The sequence below is a fragment of the Paenibacillus sp. FSL M8-0142 genome, from assembly GCF_038597315.1.
Lineage (GTDB): Bacteria > Bacillota > Bacilli > Paenibacillales > Paenibacillaceae > Paenibacillus_AQ > Paenibacillus_AQ lactis.
The window spans coordinates 1662135-1678685 of the sequence record NZ_CP152008.1 but is presented as its reverse complement, the minus strand read 5'-3'; the positions used below and the strand labels follow the sequence as shown (position 1 = coordinate 1678685).

12 protein-coding genes are annotated in these 16551 nt (G+C 50.0%); all 12 read right to left on the bottom strand.

Going from position 1 to position 16551, the window contains the following annotated elements:
- Positions 1 to 2: 2 nt before the first annotated feature.
- Entirely contained in the window at positions 3 to 902 is a 900-nt protein-coding gene (locus tag NSQ46_RS08005) for an ABC transporter permease subunit (RefSeq protein WP_144871399.1), read from the bottom strand.
- A 72-nt stretch (positions 903 to 974) separates the two neighbouring features.
- A complete protein-coding gene (locus NSQ46_RS08000; protein ID WP_144871387.1) occupies positions 975 to 2615 on the bottom strand; it encodes an extracellular solute-binding protein in 1641 nt (546 codons plus the stop codon).
- A 50-nt stretch (positions 2616 to 2665) separates the two neighbouring features.
- Positions 2666 to 4288, bottom strand: a complete 1623-nt coding sequence (locus tag NSQ46_RS07995) for an alpha-glucosidase (protein WP_341342306.1) — start codon at positions 4286 to 4288, stop codon at positions 2666 to 2668.
- A gap of 281 nt (positions 4289 to 4569) precedes the next feature.
- Complete coding sequence (locus NSQ46_RS07990; protein WP_321185838.1) at positions 4570 to 5562, bottom strand: substrate-binding domain-containing protein; 993 nt, start codon at positions 5560 to 5562, stop codon at positions 4570 to 4572.
- Positions 5563 to 5805: 243 nt separating this feature from the next.
- Complete coding sequence (locus tag NSQ46_RS07985) at positions 5806 to 5985, bottom strand: GapA-binding peptide SR1P (protein WP_144871381.1); 180 nt, start codon at positions 5983 to 5985, stop codon at positions 5806 to 5808.
- A 325-nt stretch (positions 5986 to 6310) separates the two neighbouring features.
- The gene (locus NSQ46_RS07980; RefSeq protein WP_028404939.1) at positions 6311 to 7258 is read right to left on the bottom strand and encodes an ArsR family transcriptional regulator; all 948 of its coding nucleotides are present in this window, start codon (positions 7256 to 7258) and stop codon (positions 6311 to 6313) included.
- 214 nt (positions 7259 to 7472) lie between these two features.
- Entirely contained in the window at positions 7473 to 8873 is a 1401-nt protein-coding gene (locus tag NSQ46_RS07975) for a family 43 glycosylhydrolase (RefSeq protein WP_251535297.1), read from the bottom strand.
- A 141-nt stretch (positions 8874 to 9014) separates the two neighbouring features.
- Positions 9015 to 10763 (bottom strand): sugar-binding domain-containing protein, encoded by a 1749-nt coding sequence (locus tag NSQ46_RS07970; RefSeq protein WP_342576607.1) that lies wholly within the window; start codon positions 10761 to 10763, stop codon positions 9015 to 9017.
- A 166-nt stretch (positions 10764 to 10929) separates the two neighbouring features.
- Entirely contained in the window at positions 10930 to 12720 is a 1791-nt protein-coding gene (locus NSQ46_RS07965; protein ID WP_245256036.1) for a sugar-binding domain-containing protein, read from the bottom strand.
- A gap of 95 nt (positions 12721 to 12815) precedes the next feature.
- On the bottom strand, positions 12816 to 13751 hold the full coding sequence (locus NSQ46_RS07960) for a carbohydrate ABC transporter permease (RefSeq protein WP_028404935.1): 936 nt from the start codon (positions 13749 to 13751) through the stop codon (positions 12816 to 12818).
- 15 nt (positions 13752 to 13766) lie between these two features.
- Positions 13767 to 14735, bottom strand: a complete 969-nt coding sequence (locus NSQ46_RS07955; RefSeq protein WP_144871373.1) for an ABC transporter permease subunit — start codon at positions 14733 to 14735, stop codon at positions 13767 to 13769.
- Positions 14736 to 14764: 29 nt separating this feature from the next.
- A complete protein-coding gene (locus tag NSQ46_RS07950; RefSeq protein WP_210094992.1) occupies positions 14765 to 16504 on the bottom strand; it encodes an extracellular solute-binding protein in 1740 nt (579 codons plus the stop codon).
- Positions 16505 to 16551 lie beyond the last annotated feature (47 nt).

Below are 16551 nucleotides of genomic sequence, written 5' to 3'. Positions count from 1 at the left end.
TCTTAAAAGATCCGCATCTTCACGAGTTTAATGGATAATTGATTTGCGGCTATAAGTAAGGTAAAGGACACCACTGACTTGAGCAAACCAACTGCGGTCGCAAAGCTATATTGCTGTCCTAGCAGACCAACCCGATAAACATAGGTATCAATAACATCACCGGTTTCATAAACAATCGGGTTATACAGGGCGAATATTTGATCAAATCCCGCATTGAGGATATTCCCCAAATTAAGTGCCGAGATTAGCATAATCGTAGGCAGAATCCCCGGGAGTGTAATGTGCAGCAATTGTTTGAAACGGCTAGCGCCATCGATTGACGAAGCTTCGTAAAGCCCAGGGTCAATGCCTGTTAGAGCCGCAAGATACACGATTGCCCCATAACCAAATCCCTTCCACACATCGGTACTAATGATAATTTCTCTAAACCACTCATTGCTCGCCAAGAAAAGAACGGGATCTTTCCCGAATAATTGGACGATTTGATTAACCGGGCCGTTGTAATCGAATATGTTAATTACGATAGCAGCGACAACCGCCCATGATAGGAAATTTGGTAGGTACACGATGGTTTGTATCGTTTTTTTCGCCCATTTCAACCGAATCTCGTTTAATAATAAAGCAAACACGATAGGCACAATGGTTCCAAATATGATTTTTCCGAGAGCAATCACCACCGTGTTCCTTAGAATCTTCATGCTATCGGGTATTTCGAACATATATTTGAAATTCTCCAAGCCTACCCAGGCTGATCTGAAAATGCCTTTCGCCGGAATATAATCTTGAAACGCCATCAGGATGCCAAACATCGGGACAAAGCTAAAGATGATCAAGAAGATAAATCCAGGCGCCATCATAAAATGATATCCAAGCTGTCCGACCGCTTTTTTCCCTTTTCTCATACTTTCCCATAACCTTCTTTCAAAAGAGTTTGAAGTGGGTACAAACCTTGACTTGTCCCACTTCATCTCTGCTTACTCTTGAATGGCCTCAGCTACTTCTTTAGTAATGTCACTTCCTCCGGTTTTGTTCCAGGTATCAACAAACGTATCGAAGTAGCTCAATGGCTCCTCTCCCATAACGATCTTAAGGAAAGCTTCATCCTCCAATTTAACCAGGTTGGCCCATTTCAGCTTCATGCTCTTCGTCTGACCAAAGAATACAGGGTGAACTTCATTAATTTTTGTTTCCGCCATTAGTTTAGCAGCAACCATTCTGGACATGTATCCGCTCCATTGATTGGCATCGGCCTTCGCTGGATCTTTCATGTAGCCTACAATTTTGTCATACGACGTGCGGTCATCCAGCGTTAACGTGTCGTATGCTTTTTCTCCATCGACGGCAGCCTTTAAATCCTTGTACATTTGCGCAGTTGCATCGTTATAATTAATCATGATTCCGAGCGGTTTACCGCCATCGAATCCACCCTTTATAAATTCAACAACCGGCTCATAGTTCAGATCTTCATGCACCAGCTTGTCATTCAATGCGCTGGCGATTTTCGGAAGCAGCTCCGGATGCTCAAACCCTTTTCTCACCACATAGAATTCCGCAGCCGGATTTTGGGTGTATGCGGTTACTTCGCCGCTGCCATCCTTAGAAATAATGTAGGGTCTCCAATCAGCGGCTTGATTCTGACGTTTTGCATCATTTAACGGATAATCAGCCGACCACCAAGGACCGAAGAAGGCCCCAGCCTCGCCACTAATAATGATGGATTCAATACTGTCGCGCACAGCCATCTGCGGGTCAATCAAACCTTTTTTATACCAGTCCGCAAGCAATCCCAAGCTTTGTTTGGTTTCTTCTGTTGTGGATCCGTATACGACCTTCCCATCTTTCTCTAGCCATTGGCGAGGAAATGCATGATGGGTAGCGAAAATATTATCGGCCTGGAATAAAGCACCGTATAGGCCACCGATGGACTTCGAGAGGGCTAACCCTACGGTCTTCCCTTTGCCGTTGCCGCCGGGATCTTTTTGTACAAACTCTGTTAGGATCATCTCAATATCTTCAACCGTCTTAGGTTCAGGCAAGCCAAGCTTATCAAGCCAATCCTTTCTAACCCACAGCATCGTCGGGATATTCGCATTGGAAGTCGATGGCATAGCCATAAGCCTTCCATCAAACGTCGCTGCTTCCAGCGCTCTTCCGCCATAGGAAGCGTATTTTTCCTTAACAATATCCGAGGCACTCGACTCGTATACTTCTGTTAGATCGGCGATCATTTCATTATCAACCAATTGACGAAGTGTCTCAGCGTCTACTGCCATGATGTCCGGTAAATCGCCTGATGCTACAGCCATAGCCACTTTCTGATCGTAATTGTCTCCGGATTGTGCTTCGAATTTATTTTTACTTTGAATATTTAACGTTTCTTTCAAATACTGTGTGTAGGCATTGTCTTCATAGGTTTGACCTTGAGGCAACTTAGGGATTCCTGGCGTAGCTTTCCCGACGGTATAATTAACGGTTTCTGCATACTTGCCGAATGGCGTTAATTCCTCGGCCGTCGCTGATGTTTTTGTCTCTTCCGGACCAGGACTTTTAGCACACCCCGTGAAAATGCTTACAGACATGAACAATGCTGTTGCTGATATTAACATTTTTTTCATTCCATGCTCCCCCAACATAAAATTTAATAGAAATATGCCTTATCACAAACTTATAATTTTACAGCGAAAGCCTCGTAAGGATTCAAAGCGAGATTGGCAAAATCAACGGATGCACGGTGATAGTTGCTAATGATGACATCATGGCTTTGACCGAAATTTTGCAATGTTAAAACCGTTTTTTCCTGACTGAAATTCGCTACGACTGCCCATGTCTGATTTTGATAACGCCTTAGGTACATGAACACATGAGCTGGCGTATCGACCAATTCATAGTCACCCCATACGATTATAGGGTTCTCTTTCCTTAACCGGATAAGCTGCTTATAACAGTGAAAAATCGAATCCGGATCCGCCAGGCTGGCTTTAACATTCACATCCCGATAATTCGGATTAACGTGCAGCCACGGTTGTCCTGTTGTGAAGCCCGCTTGTTCCGAATCGTCCCATTGCATCGGAGTTCTCGAATTGTCCCGTCCCTTGGCATTAATAGATTCAAGAATATCTTCCTTTTTATATCCGCTTGCGATTCGTTCATTGTACATGTTAATGCTTTCAATATCCTGAACCTCGCTAATATCGGTAACAGGATAGTTTGTCATTCCGATTTCTTCCCCCTGATATATGTAAGGAGTCCCTTTCATGAAATGAAGCAAGATGGCGAACATCTTTGCGCTTTCGACTCGATAGGTAGAATCGTCTCCCCAACGCGAGACAATCCGTGGACAGTCATGATTATTCCAAAACAGGCTGTTCCAGCCTTCGTTTCCTAAAGCAATCTGCCATTTGCTAAGAACCTCTTTTAACTGGCCCACATCCAATGGCTTAAGATCCCATTTTTCTTTCCCTGCTTGCTGATCTAAACCAATATGTTCAAATTGGAACACCATGGATAGCTCATTGCGCTTGGGATCCGAGTACAGCTTGGCGATTTCTGGCGTAGCCCCCCAGGTTTCACCAACGGTTAAGACATCGTATTTACCAAAGGTTTCTCGGTTCATTTCCTGTAAATAATCGTGGAGCTTAGGACCATTCCCGGTTATTTCTTGATCGGGGATTTTACCCACCAAATCTATGACGTCCATCCGAAAACCGCCAACACCTTTTTCCAGCCAGAAGTTCATCATGTCCCATATTTCTTGTCTTACTTTCTCGTTCTCCCAATTAAGATCCGGTTGCTTTTTACTGAAGAGATGAAGATAATATTGACCGCTCTCGGAATCGTACTCCCATGCACTTCCACTAAAGGTTGAACGTAGCGAATTTGGGACGCCGTTGTTTACAGGATCTCTCCAAATATAATAATCCCGGTATGGATTATCCTTGCCTTTCCGAGATTCAATGAACCACTTATGTTCGTCAGAAGTATGATTGACAACCAAATCCATGATAATCTTGATATCGCACTTATCCGCTTGATCAATCAGTTCTTCCATATCCTCCATCGTGCCAAACTCCGGCATGATCGCTCGATAATCACTAATGTCATAGCCGTTATCGTCGTTTGGAGACTGATAAACAGGACTAAGCCATATAGCCGTAATGCCCAGTTCCTTCAAATAATCCAAGCGGTTGATGATTCCTCTTAAATCTCCAATACCATCACCATTGCTGTCCTGAAAACTTCGCGGATATATCTGATATATGACTGCAGTCTGCCACCACTTTTGCTTCAAAAAACTTCCACTCCTTAATCTCTAATGTTCTAATCAAATACTAAAACGTTTAAGTCGACGATTACATTTGTAAAAGACGATCAAACGGCTTAATAACGGGATTCCTTATCAAAGGGAATTTTTCTAATCCTTATAACTTTTAAAAAAATACCCCTTAATATACGTAAACGTTTACCTATTTAGAACAAAAAAGTCCTTCTTCACCTCCGTATTTGGAATTACCTCCGGTATGATAGAAAAAAAGATCTATAAACCGGAGCGTAAACGTTTAACTGTTCAAGTTAGTTTATTGAAAGTACGGTTCGCCTTTCCACAATGGAATGGCTAACGATGCTGCTGGGTACCTCACCGGATTCTTCAATTAACGTTATTAATTTTTCAACAGCAAGTCGTCCCATTTCAGCCAATGGTTGATGAATCGTTGTTAAAGGTGGGAAAATGATTTTTGCTAAATTTAAATCATCGTAACCTATGATCGAAAGATCCTCAGGAACTCTCAACCCTTTTTCAAAAGCCATTCCCATAGCACCAATTGCCATTTCATCACTTGCTGCGAACAGAGCTGTAAAAGGCGGTGCTTCCTTCAGCAGTTTCGCCATAGCTGTTCTACCACTTTCCATATGAAAATTACCGTAAGCTATTTTTGTGTCCTCAAAAGGAATACCGTGGTCAGTAAGAGCCTGCCGGTAACCCTCAACACGAGGAATACCTGCTACAGGATCCCAAGGAGTCCCGGCGATCATAGCAATCTCTTTGTGACCTTTGCCTATTAAATATGCAGTAGCTTGATAGGAAGCCTGCCGATCATCGACCTTCACATATGGAATTGAGTATTTTGTAGAATGTGTATTAACAAGTACAACAGGCAGCTTCATGTCATTCATCTGATGATAATATTCATCTTTCAATAACTCGCTTGTGAACACAACACCATCAACTTGTTTTTCACGAAGGACTTGTAAATACTTCATCGTTCTTTTTCCATCTTCTGCTGTGTTACACACAATAACACTGTAACCCTTTTCATGAGCGGCTTCTTCAATACCATAAAGAATCTCAGAAGAAAATCCACTGGACACGTTTGGAAATAAGACGCCTAGAGTTTGTGTCCTTTTGTTAACAAGCCCCCGGGCGATAGCATTAGGGTGGTATCCAAGTTCTTCCACAGCTTGAAGTACTTTAAGCTTAGTTTTCTGCGAATAACCATTTAAATTATGGAGTACTCTCGAAACGGTGGCTACTGATACATTTGCCGCTTTTGCTACATCTTTAATCGTTGGAGTGATAAGACCTCCCCCCTAATCTAAATACATACTCATTACGTATTACGTAAACGTTTAACTTCAGTATAATTACAACTCTTTCATTTGTCAACGACCCCTATCGAAGAGATTAATTTTTTCGGACTCAATCAAAGAAGGCAGCGCTAGAACAGCGCCGCCTTCTTCTGATTATTCTCGAGTTTCTCATCTGATGTAATAAGTTCCTAGACTAGATCCCCGCAGCATCCGCCTTCGTTACGGTGCCTCTGCAGATCGTGCCGATCCCTCGCTGACCTTGTGCAGCTGCCGGCATTCCGGCTTATCGCACACGCCATAGAACACGGCAATTTTATTGGTGTCCACCGTATCCACTAGAGAGCTGCAATGCCTGCAAATGATAACGCCCATATTGATTTGCTTCATGGAATGGTACATGTCTCACTCATCCTCTCTTGTTCTCGTTCATTTGATTCGTATGGACTGCCGGGTCTTGCATAGAATGATACTTACAACCTCCGAAACAGAACGAACTCCATATATGATTCCTAAATCCACTTCGGATACCATTAATGTACACTATAAATAGAATAAATGCAATTAATAACGACCTATTTGTTGAAAAATTAAATAATTATGACGTCATATATAATCAAATGAATTTATCTGCCTTCCATGACCGTAAAACATGTTTAGTGCAAACGAAAAAACGGCCCACAGAAAATCCTCCTGTGCAGCCGTTTCAAATGCCGTGTATCCACGTTTAAACGTCTTCCTCTTCCGGGTCCATCGTATATTTCACCTGCATCAAAATATTCTGCTCATGATCTCCGAATTGGCGACCGAACAGGTTCAGCCCGCCCTGGTGTACGGCATCGGGCTTGATGCCGATGCGCAGCCGCAATTTCGGGCTTTCCGAGATGCGAAGATCGCTTAAGGTAACGTCGGAAATCTTCTCCATATCCAGCGTCGTCTTCTCATGATCGACCCTCCATGTTTTGAGAAACCCATACTGCGTCGCCCAGTCATACCACCAGTTCGGATTGAGCTTTCCGCGGCGGTCGCCGAAATCGCCGGGACTGGTCCACATGCCGATCTCCACTTCGTTCACCCATACCGAGATGTTAGAAGGCCAGTTATTGTCGTAATTGGGCGCCTCGGAGCACATCTCCATCGACAGCTCCAGCGATTCGATGCGTGCACCCGCCGGAATATCCATCGGCAGCAAATATTCCAAATACCCTTTGCGCAGCCAGATGATTTGAGCGTTCACATGCTTCGGATGATAAAAGCTCGCCGGTTCGTCCTCCTTGATGATGTAGCCTTCGGCATTCGCCATTCCGCAAGTAGGGTGCACTTCGCAGTCGCTGTAATGCCCGATGGGCATGTCCACCTCATAGACATGCATGACTCCTTTGGGCATGGTATTCCTTAAATTAAGGGCGATATGAATGTCATCGTAATTCCGGCTGCATACCTTCATCGCTCCGCGGGATGCCGGAAGCAATTCCGTATTGATCAGCTCTGCCGCTTCCAATACCTTGATGTTGCTGGCGACGGTCGATACGGGAAGATTAAGCGTCTCCGCGATTTCCATAATGTTTAAGTTTTTGGAATTCAAGAGGCGAAGAATATCTACCCGGGAACGCGTCGACAAAGCATGGGTTACCTTAACAAGCTTCTCCGGGTCGTTAAAACTAAGTTCCAGCACGAATCCGCTCCCCTTTATCTTAATCGTTACAATCATCTTACTTCGAACGGTAGTGAAAAACAATGACGCCTGCCGGTGCTGCCGCTTGGCTTTTCATGATGCTGATCGATTGCGGAATATGAATAATGGAAGGAAAAGGACCTCCGGAAAATCCGGAAGCCCCTCTCGATTGGATTCGCCTTCATTTCAATCACGCGGTACCATGTCCTGCATCTTAATTCGCCGGTTTAATATCAAAGAAGTCAATCTCGCCGTAGCCTTCACCTTTCGTAAACCGGATCTTGTTGGCTCCGGCTTTCAGTTGGACTCTGGCTGTAGACAGCCCCCAATTCTCCCAGCCTTTATTCGTGATGTGGAACCGGCTCGGCTCGCCCGAGTTTACGCTCAGCTGCAGATAGGACCAGCCGCCCCCGGCCGTCCCGTTGGCGGTGCGCGCAAGCAAAATATACTCGCCTGCCTCCTGGACGTGAACGTTAAAATCCACGAAGCTCTCCGGGGTATCAATATGACCTGCCTTCAGGCCGCCTGAGCCGTTCGGGCTTTCCGATGCATAGGCCGCCCCGCCGAAAGCTCCCTCCTCCCCTTCATACCGGAGATGGGCCGGTTCGCCGGAAGGCAGAGGAATCGGCGTGTTCGGATCGACCGGTTCGCCGAGATTCGGCGTGCCATCCGCATGCCACGTGAATTTCTGCATCCGAACCTCCCGGTTCCACCCGGCATTATTGTATTTGGCTACATGATACATGATCCAGTCCTCCGTATCATCCGGAGACTTCGTGAACGAATGGTGGCCGGGACCGTAAAGCCCGTTGCCGGACTTGAAAATAGGCTGGTCCCGCTTGGTCCATGAAGCGGGATCCATAGGATCGCTGGATACACTCGCGGTGATCAGTCCCAAGCAATAGTCGTTGGTCCAGCTTCCGCTTGCGGAATAGACAAGAAGAATAAGACCGTCCCGGACGATGACCTGAGGTCCTTCATTGACATGGGGAACATGATTCGTCTCCCAGCTGTACGTCGGCCTGGATATCTCCACCCGCTCCGAGTCGATGGTCCATGGATTGCTCATATGGGCGATGTACAGGTTCTGACGGACGTTGACGTCTCCTTCCCAGCCGGACCAGATGAAATACAGCTCCCCGCCGAGCTGCAGCACCGTCCCGTCAATCGCCCATTTGTTCGTCGGATCGGTGATCTGCCCCTTGTATTCCCACGTGCCTTGGGTCGGATCCGGCGATTTGTTCTCCATGACGTACATGCGGTGATTGACATTGTCTCCGTCATCCTTGGCGTAGTAAATATACCAGGCGCCGTCAATGTAATGCAGCTCCGGTGCCCAAATGTTGCAGCAGCCCGTGTTTACCACCGCTGTAGGGGCCGCATCAATCGTAGTGAGCTGGGCGGATTTCCAGATCGTCATGTTACCGCCGGTCGTTTTCGTGAAGTAGTAATAGCCGTCCGTATGCTTATACACCCAAGGGTCTGCCCCCTCCTGCATGACAACGTTATAGAAGTTGTTCTGAACGGAGGCCGCTTGCGAGGTCTGGCCGATCGGAAAAACAAGCAGCGCGCATATCGACAGCAGCAAGGTGTTCCTGAAATTCTTATTTATCATCCGGTTCACGTTCCTTTCGGTACATGTATGATCATGCTCCAAAACGGCTATTCGGCACGGCCCGCCTTCGAAACCGCTGCGGGCAGCATTATTAGTTCCTGCTTAGCGCGTTTCGGCCACAGGATGGCAAGCTCCCGGATATCAATCCTCGATGGCCGCTTTACGCGAATTGATGCGGCGGATGACCTCGGGGTCAAACTTCGCCTTTCTTTCGTAGGTATACAACCCGTTGACTTCCTGTTCCACGTCGTACAGCTGCGTGTAACAGAATCCGAACATCATCGGATGATCCAGCAGCGTGCTCGTTAAACCCTCGTAACGCGCAAGGAATTCTTCTTCGGAAGCCGGTCTCTCGCCGTACCCCCAGGCCTTCCCGTCCTTTTGGTCCGGGTTCCACCATATCCCGCCGTACTCGCTGACGAAATACGGCTGCCCTCCATAGGTTTGCCGGTTCGGAAACGTATTGTAAACCTCGCCGCCGTCCTTCATCGACTCAAATTTTTGGCGGAACGTCTCCGGATTCTGATCATAGTCATGAATGTCGAAGATATCGGTGACGACATGGAAGTTCCCGCTGGTGTCGATCACCGGACGGGTTGGATCCATTCGCTTCGTCACCTCGTAAACAATGCGAAGGACATCGTTATGCTGCTTCGTGCCATCCTTATCCCACGTTTCGTTAAACGGGCACCAGCCGACAAGCGCGGGATGATTGAAATCCCACTCTACGCCTTCCAGCCATTCCGGCAGAAAACGGGACACCGCTTCAGTCGTCGTGATATCCAAGCCCCAGTTCGCGTGCTCGCCCCATACCAGATAGCCTAGGCGATCCGCCCAGTACAGGAAGCGCGGCTCAAAGATTTTCTCGTGAAGCCTGGCCCCGTTAAAACCGAGCTCCATGGAGAGCTCTATATCCCTGCGAAGATCCTCATCGCTCGGCGCCGTGTAGATGCCGTCCGGATAAAAGCCTTGGTCCAGCACAAGGCGCTGAAACACGGATTTGCCGTTAATCCGGAATGCCATGCCGTCAAGACGTAGGGTCCGAAGACCGAAATACGATTGGACGGAATCGCTTGGGCTGCCCTGGTCGGTCAAAGACAGGGCCAGGTCGTACAGCCGTCCGTTTCCTGCTTCCCACAGATGGATCTCCGACAAGGGAACGGTCAGCTTAACCGAAGGTCCGGATACGATCGCGCCGGCTTCGCCGACAAGCCGGCCGTCGAAATAGGCGGAAGCGGCAAGCCGCTCCCCGGCCGCACTCCCTTCGACCGCAATCTCGAGATGCACGCAGGCATTATCCGGATCCCCCACCAATTTCATCGACGCCATATAAGCCTTTGGCACATGCTCAAGCCATACCGTCTGCCATATCCCTGTCGTACGGGTGTAGTCGCAGCCGTGCGAGTGGTATAACCCGCTCTGCTTGCCTCTCGGCTGGCGCCCCGAACGAACGTCGTCCTCCGCATATACCGTAATGACGTTGCTGCCCGGCACGACATGGGACGTAATGTCGAAGCTAAACGGCGTGTACCCTCCGCGGTGCGAGCCGGCAACCGTCCCGTTCACCCATACCTCGGCTGCATAATCGACGGCGCCGAAGTGGAGCAGGATCCTGCCCCCGGCCCAGCCTTCCGGCACGGTGAACGCCCGTTTATACCATACAGCGGCCATAAAGTCTTTATATTCTACGCCGGAGAGCTTGCTCTCCGGACAGAAAGGCACCGTGATCGTCCCGGACAGCTGGTATCCGGGATCCGTCAGGCCGCGGTCCTTGCCGCTCTTGCCGTGGTCGATTTCAAATTGCCACTGGCCGTTCAGATTGGCCCAATCGGACCGGACCCATTGGGGTCTCGGGTACTCGGGGCGCGGGATATTAGATGAATGAGTCATGGTCTACTCCTTTTATGTCTGGATTGTTTTATATTTCAGCATTTTGCAAAATTCGATTCAAGCCGCTCCAGGGTACAATATATAGACGAACTAAACCGTTTCGCTCTATATATTGCTGATTGAAAGTCGCTCTGTGGATTCTTGCAAAATCCTTATTTACAAAAGCCTATCTTGCCATTTCGGGATCAGCCTGCTGCGACTCGGTACGCATATCCGGTTCCGGACTAAGCGGCTCGGTTAGCGTCCCCGTCATAATCCCGCGGATCTTCGCAAGCGGCGCTTTCGGCCGCCTGTCGTAGGTGAGCAGACCGTTGATCTCCTGCTCGACATCGGTCAGCTGCGTATAACAGTAGCCTTGAACGACCGGCGAGGTCAGCATCGGGTCGACGACGGCCTTGAGCCGGATCAGGAAATCCTCCTCGCTGTCCGCCCCCGAGTATCCCCAGCCCTCCCACTCGCTCTTCTTGAAGGCGATGCCTCCAAACTCCGATACGAGAATGGGCTGCCCTTGATAGGAAGCGCCTCCGACGAAAATGCTGCGGTTGGCCGGCATCGCTTCCACGGCGGATTGCACGCTCTTATACCGCTTCTCCAGCACCTCTTGACGGCTCTCATAGTCGTGAATCGTGACCAGGTCGGTGGTCATATGCTCCCAGCCGTCGTTGTACACCACCGGCCGCGTATCATCCAGCGATTTCGTCAAATGATACATGGCCAGCCCGTGCTGCTGCTGCCGGCTGTCCATGCGGACATTCGGGATTCCCCAGCTTTCATTCAGCGGAACCCAGGTGACGATGCACGGGTGGTTATAATCCCGCTCGATGATCTCCTGCCATTCCTTGGTGAAGCGGCGCACATATTCTTCGGAATAGTCATACGCATTCGCCGCCTCGCTCCACACAAGCAGCCCGAGCCGGTCGCACCAATAAAGGAATCTTGGATCCTCCGTCTTCTGGTGCTTCCTCACGCCGTTGAAGCCCATCTCCTTGGTCAGCTCCACGTCGCGTCTCAGCGCATCGTCCGAAGGAGCGGTTAGGATGCCTTCCGGAAAATACCCCTGGTCCAGCACCAGTCTTTGATAATACGGCCGGTTATTCAAGCACAGCTTGCCGTCCTCGATCGACACCTTCCGCATGCCGAAATAGCTGGCAACCTCATCGACGACCTCTCCGCCGCATACGAGCCGAAGCTCCAAATCGTACAGATTCGGATGCTCGGGGCTCCACAGCCGCCCAAGGCCATGATCCGTGAAATCCCCGAGGCCGATGGTCCGCAGCTGCTCGCCGCTGCGGATCGAATATTGATCCTCGGCCACGACTTCGTTCCCGTACGCTACGGTAACCTGAAGCTTTATATCATCTGCCGCCTTCAATCCTTCAACGAAGGTGCGAATCCGGATTTCATTCCGATCGATATCCGGCGTAACCACCGTTTTTCTAAGGTGCACGGCGGATAAAGGCTCCAGCCAGACGCTCTGCCAAATGCCCGTCGTCCGCGTGTAGAAGATGCTGGCCGATTTCTCAAGCCAGTATTGCTTTCCCCTCGGCAGCGTAACATCACGGCTGAAGTCCTCGGCCCTGACCACCAGCGTGTTGCTCCCTTCAACGAGGAAGCGGGTAATATCCGCTTGAAACGGTGTGTGGCCCCCTTCATGAACAGCCGCAAGCTGCCCGTTAACCCAGACCTTTGCCAGATAATCGACGGCGCCGAAATGAAGCAGAATGGTTTTTCCCTTCCAATTATCCGGGATGTGAAAGCTTCTTCGATACCACACCACGTCATGGAAAGAGGGATCCCCGATGCCGCTCAGCTTGCTTTGGAACGCGAAGGGCACGTTGATCTTTCGGGGGAATGAAGCGGAGCCGTCCGCCTCATACCACCGTTCCTGCTCGCCGACGTCTCCGTCGTCAAATCCGAATTCCCACTCTCCATTAAGGCTCAGCCATGCCTTGCGCATGAACTGGGGCCTCGGATATTCCGGTCGCGGAGGCTGCGTATGGTTTGTTTCTGTCGTCAAGATGTCATCCACTCCTCATCGATTCATTGTTGTATCTATCCTTTGATCGAGCCTACGTAAACGCCTTTAACAAAATACTTCTGCAGGAACGGGTATACCATTAAAATCGGCACCGTCGAAACGACGATCGCGCAGTATTTCACCAGCTCCCGGAAAGCGTTCGCGCTCTGGGCGCTGTTAATGACGACGCCGCCGGCGCTTCCGATCGACGTTGCCGTGGCGTCGTTCGCCACCAAAATTTCCTTCATTAACAGCTGCAGCGGGAACAGCTGCCGGTCTTTAAGCAGCACCATCGCATTAAACCAGGAGTTCCAGTTCCCGACCAGGTAATACAAGAAAATGACGGCGAGCGTCGCTCTCGACAGCGGCAGGATGACGTTGACCAGAATCTTCGCCTGGCCTGCGCCGTCGATCACGGCCGCCTCCTCCAGCTCCCTCGGTATGGCCTGGAAGGCGGTCCGCAGGATGATGATGTTCCATGTGCTGATGGCGGTCGGCAGAATCATCGCCCACAGATTGTTGTACAACCCGATGTCCTTCATCAGCAGGAACCAAGGAATCAGGCCGCCGCCGAAGAACATGGTGATGGTGATCAGGATCATGATGAAATTTTTGAAATACAAGTCCCGTCTGGACAGCACGTATGCCCCTAATATCGTCATGACCATGTTGACTAGCGTGCCGAGCCCGACGTAGATCATCGTGTTTTTATACCCGTTGAGCAGGCTGTTGTCTTTGAATACCAGCTTATATCCGTCAAGCGTGAATCCAAGCGGCTTGAACAGCGCGCCTTTATGCGCAATCAGAGCGGTAGGGTCGCTGACCGAAGCGAACAGGATATGCAGGATCGGGTAGAAGCATACCAGCGTCAACGCGGCCAATAATGTATAGTTTGCGAAATCGAATACGAAGTCTCCCACCGATTTATGCTTTCTTTTACCTCGTGCTTTGATCTTCTTGTTATCGATCATGGCCATCTCCTTCCCCTACCATAAGCTGGTTTCCGATCTGCGCTTCACGATGTAGTTCGTCACCCAGAGCAGCCCGAAGTTGACGATGGAGCTGATCAGCCCCACCGCGGCGGAATAGCTCAGACTGGCTTCCCTGAGGCCCCGGCGATACACGTAGGAAGCGATGACGTCGGCCGTCTCGTAGGTGAGCGGATTGTACAGCAGAATGATTTTCTCGTAGCCGGATGACATCAGGCCGCCGATCGCGAAAATAAACAAGATAATGATGACCGGACTGATCTGCGGCAAGGTGATGTACCACATTTTCTTAACCCTGCTGACGCCGTCGATTTCAGCCGCCTCGTACAATGCCGGATCGATCCCGCTCATGGCGGCCAGATAAATGATGCTGTCCCACCCGATGCTCTGCCAGATGCCGGAGAAAGTATAGATCGGCCGGAAGAATGAGGAGTACCCCAGGAGCGAAGAGTACTCTTTGCCTGTAATGAACTGCAGCAGTTGAGTAATAATTCCTTCATCCGCCGTGAAAATATGGATGATCCCGCACACGACGACCAATGAAATGAAGTGCGGCATGTACGTAACGGTCTGCACGGTTCGTTTGAACTTGGACGACCGGACCTCATTCAGCATTAAAGCGAGAATGATCGGCGCCGTGAACCCGAAGGCGAGAGCCCACACATTCAGCATCAGCGTGTTCTTGACGACCCTCCAGAAATAAGGTCCTTGGAAAAAATCGATGAAATGCTTAAAGCCTACCCAGTCGCTTTCCCCGAATCCAAGCAGCGGCTTGAAATCCTTGAAAGCGATCATGACGCCCCACATAGGGCCGTAGCAGAAGATCAGGTACCATGCGATCACGGGCAGCGCCAATAAGTATACGAACCAGTTCTTCTTCATATCCCGCTTGATCAGCAGGCTCTTCCGTAGTTTGGCTTCCGCGGGAGCCGGGCTCATCTTCCTGTTTTTTCGAATGATCTCCATGATTCAACCACCTATTCCCGATATGGAAGCTATCGTTGGTTATACCGGTCCAGCGCCGCCTGATGGAGACTTAAGAATTCGTCCAAGCCCATGCTCTGCGCTTCCTTCAAAAACTGGTCATATGCATTCACAGGCAGCTCGCCCATGATGATCTTGGCAAAATACTCTCCCCGAAGCGTAGACAGCTGGTTTCCAAGCTCGGCCTCGCGCGATGCCTCCTCTTTGGTGAAGGTGATCGGCGGCATGGCCATGCTGGTGTCCATGTTCTCTGTCCAATATTTCCGGATATCTCCGGAATAGCTTCCCTTCGCCACGATCAACGGGTTAGCATGATGCTCGTCGCGAATGTTCGGCCAGCTGTGCATGCGGTATTTCCACAGCGTCGTGGCGACCGGCTGTCCGTCCGGATCATTGTAAATGTAGCTGTTCTCAGGGAAATACGGCATTCCCTTGTCATCCACCAAATGAACGGTGCCATACTCGCCGAAGTTGATCAGTTCCCATCCCTTTTTGCTGTAGTTAAAGTCCAGCCAAGCCATGGCTGCTTCCACATTGTCCGCTTGGGTCGTAATCGCCGCCTCGGTGCCGGTGCGCATGAAGTTTTTGTACGTCGTCGCCGATTTATCGCCTTCGTTCAGGATCGGATTCAGCGCACCAACGAAATCGATGTCGTTCTGTTCCTTCCAATAGCTCCACATCGTATCCGGGGAGTCCATGATGACCGCCGTATCGTCTGAAATGGCGCTCGCCATCCGCTGGTTGAAGTCGGCCGTTGCCCAATCGCGGTTAAGGAGACCCTCCTTGTTCCACTTCTGCATGGTCGCCAAGTACTCTTTCGCTTTCGGCTGCGCAGGCCCCCATTGCACCTTGCCGTTCTCGTCCTGGAAGGTCCAGTCCCATACGCCGTAAGCGCCGTTAATGATGCCCGTAAAAATTTGGCCGTAGCTCGATCCGTAGTTCAGCGGGGTCTTGTATCCGACCTCCTGGCATTTCTTCAAGAACGCGTACCATTCGTCGATGGTGTTCGGCACTTCCATCCCCGTCTTGTCGAGGGCTTCCTGCTTGATCAGCATGCCGAACCAGGTCCATTCCGAATACGGAGCGATTCCGTAGAAGCCGAGCAGCCTCCCGTCGTCCGTCACCGTCGTCTTTCTTCTCATCTCGTGGGAATTGCGCCAGGCCGTATAGTTCGGAGCATGCTTCTCCATCAGGTCGGTCAGGTCGATATAAGCGCCGTCGTTAACCCCGGCTTCCAGGCCCCCGGGATACCGGCCCGGTTCAATGATGATGTCCGGGAGCTCGCCGGAGGAGATCATCAGCGTGAATGCATCCGCTTCCTGTCCTACCGGCGGCGTGATGAAATTCACCTTGATCCCGGTCAATTTCTCGATCTGTTTCTGAACGGCATGGTTGTTCATATCCGGTATATTGGAGTTGGCAGGCATCCAAACATCCAGCACGACCTCTTCCTTGAACGGATAGGCGGAGTAATCGCTTGGAATGACTTCGTCGTATACATCGCCGAGGTATGTATCGTTCAGCGTGTTGTTCACCTCGTCGATTTGCTCTTGCGTCGGAGCCGTATTGCCGCGGATGCTTGCGCTAATGTCCGTAAACTCGACCTCATTCTTCTTCTCGGTGGACACGGCCTCTTCGTTGCCTTCCGGCTCATCCTTCCCGGAGCCGCCGCCGCTGCATGCGGTTATGGCCGAAATCATCAGTATGGAGATCAGGAATAAATGAATCACACGCTTAAATTTCGCTTTCATCGTAATCCTCCCATAATCAAAATTGGTTGACCTTCCGTTCCAAAAAC

Coding starts and splice junctions, on each gene's coding strand:
- NSQ46_RS08005 (WP_144871399.1), bottom strand. CDS start 902: ATGAGAAAAGGGAAAAAAGCGGTCGGACAGCTTGGATATCATTTTATG.
- NSQ46_RS08000 (WP_144871387.1), bottom strand. CDS start 2,615: ATGAAAAAAATGTTAATATCAGCAACAGCATTGTTCATGTCTGTAAGC.
- NSQ46_RS07985 (WP_144871381.1), bottom strand. CDS start 5,985: ATGTACCATTCCATGAAGCAAATCAATATGGGCGTTATCATTTGCAGG.
- NSQ46_RS07975 (WP_251535297.1), bottom strand. CDS start 8,873: ATGATAAATAAGAATTTCAGGAACACCTTGCTGCTGTCGATATGCGCG.
- NSQ46_RS07970 (WP_342576607.1), bottom strand. CDS start 10,763: ATGACTCATTCATCTAATATCCCGCGCCCCGAGTACCCGAGACCCCAA.
- NSQ46_RS07965 (WP_245256036.1), bottom strand. CDS start 12,720: ATGCGCAAGGCATGGCTGAGCCTTAATGGAGAGTGGGAATTCGGATTT.
- NSQ46_RS07960 (WP_028404935.1), bottom strand. CDS start 13,751: ATGATCGATAACAAGAAGATCAAAGCACGAGGTAAAAGAAAGCATAAA.
- NSQ46_RS07955 (WP_144871373.1), bottom strand. CDS start 14,735: ATGGAGATCATTCGAAAAAACAGGAAGATGAGCCCGGCTCCCGCGGAA.
- NSQ46_RS07950 (WP_210094992.1), bottom strand. CDS start 16,504: ATGAAAGCGAAATTTAAGCGTGTGATTCATTTATTCCTGATCTCCATA.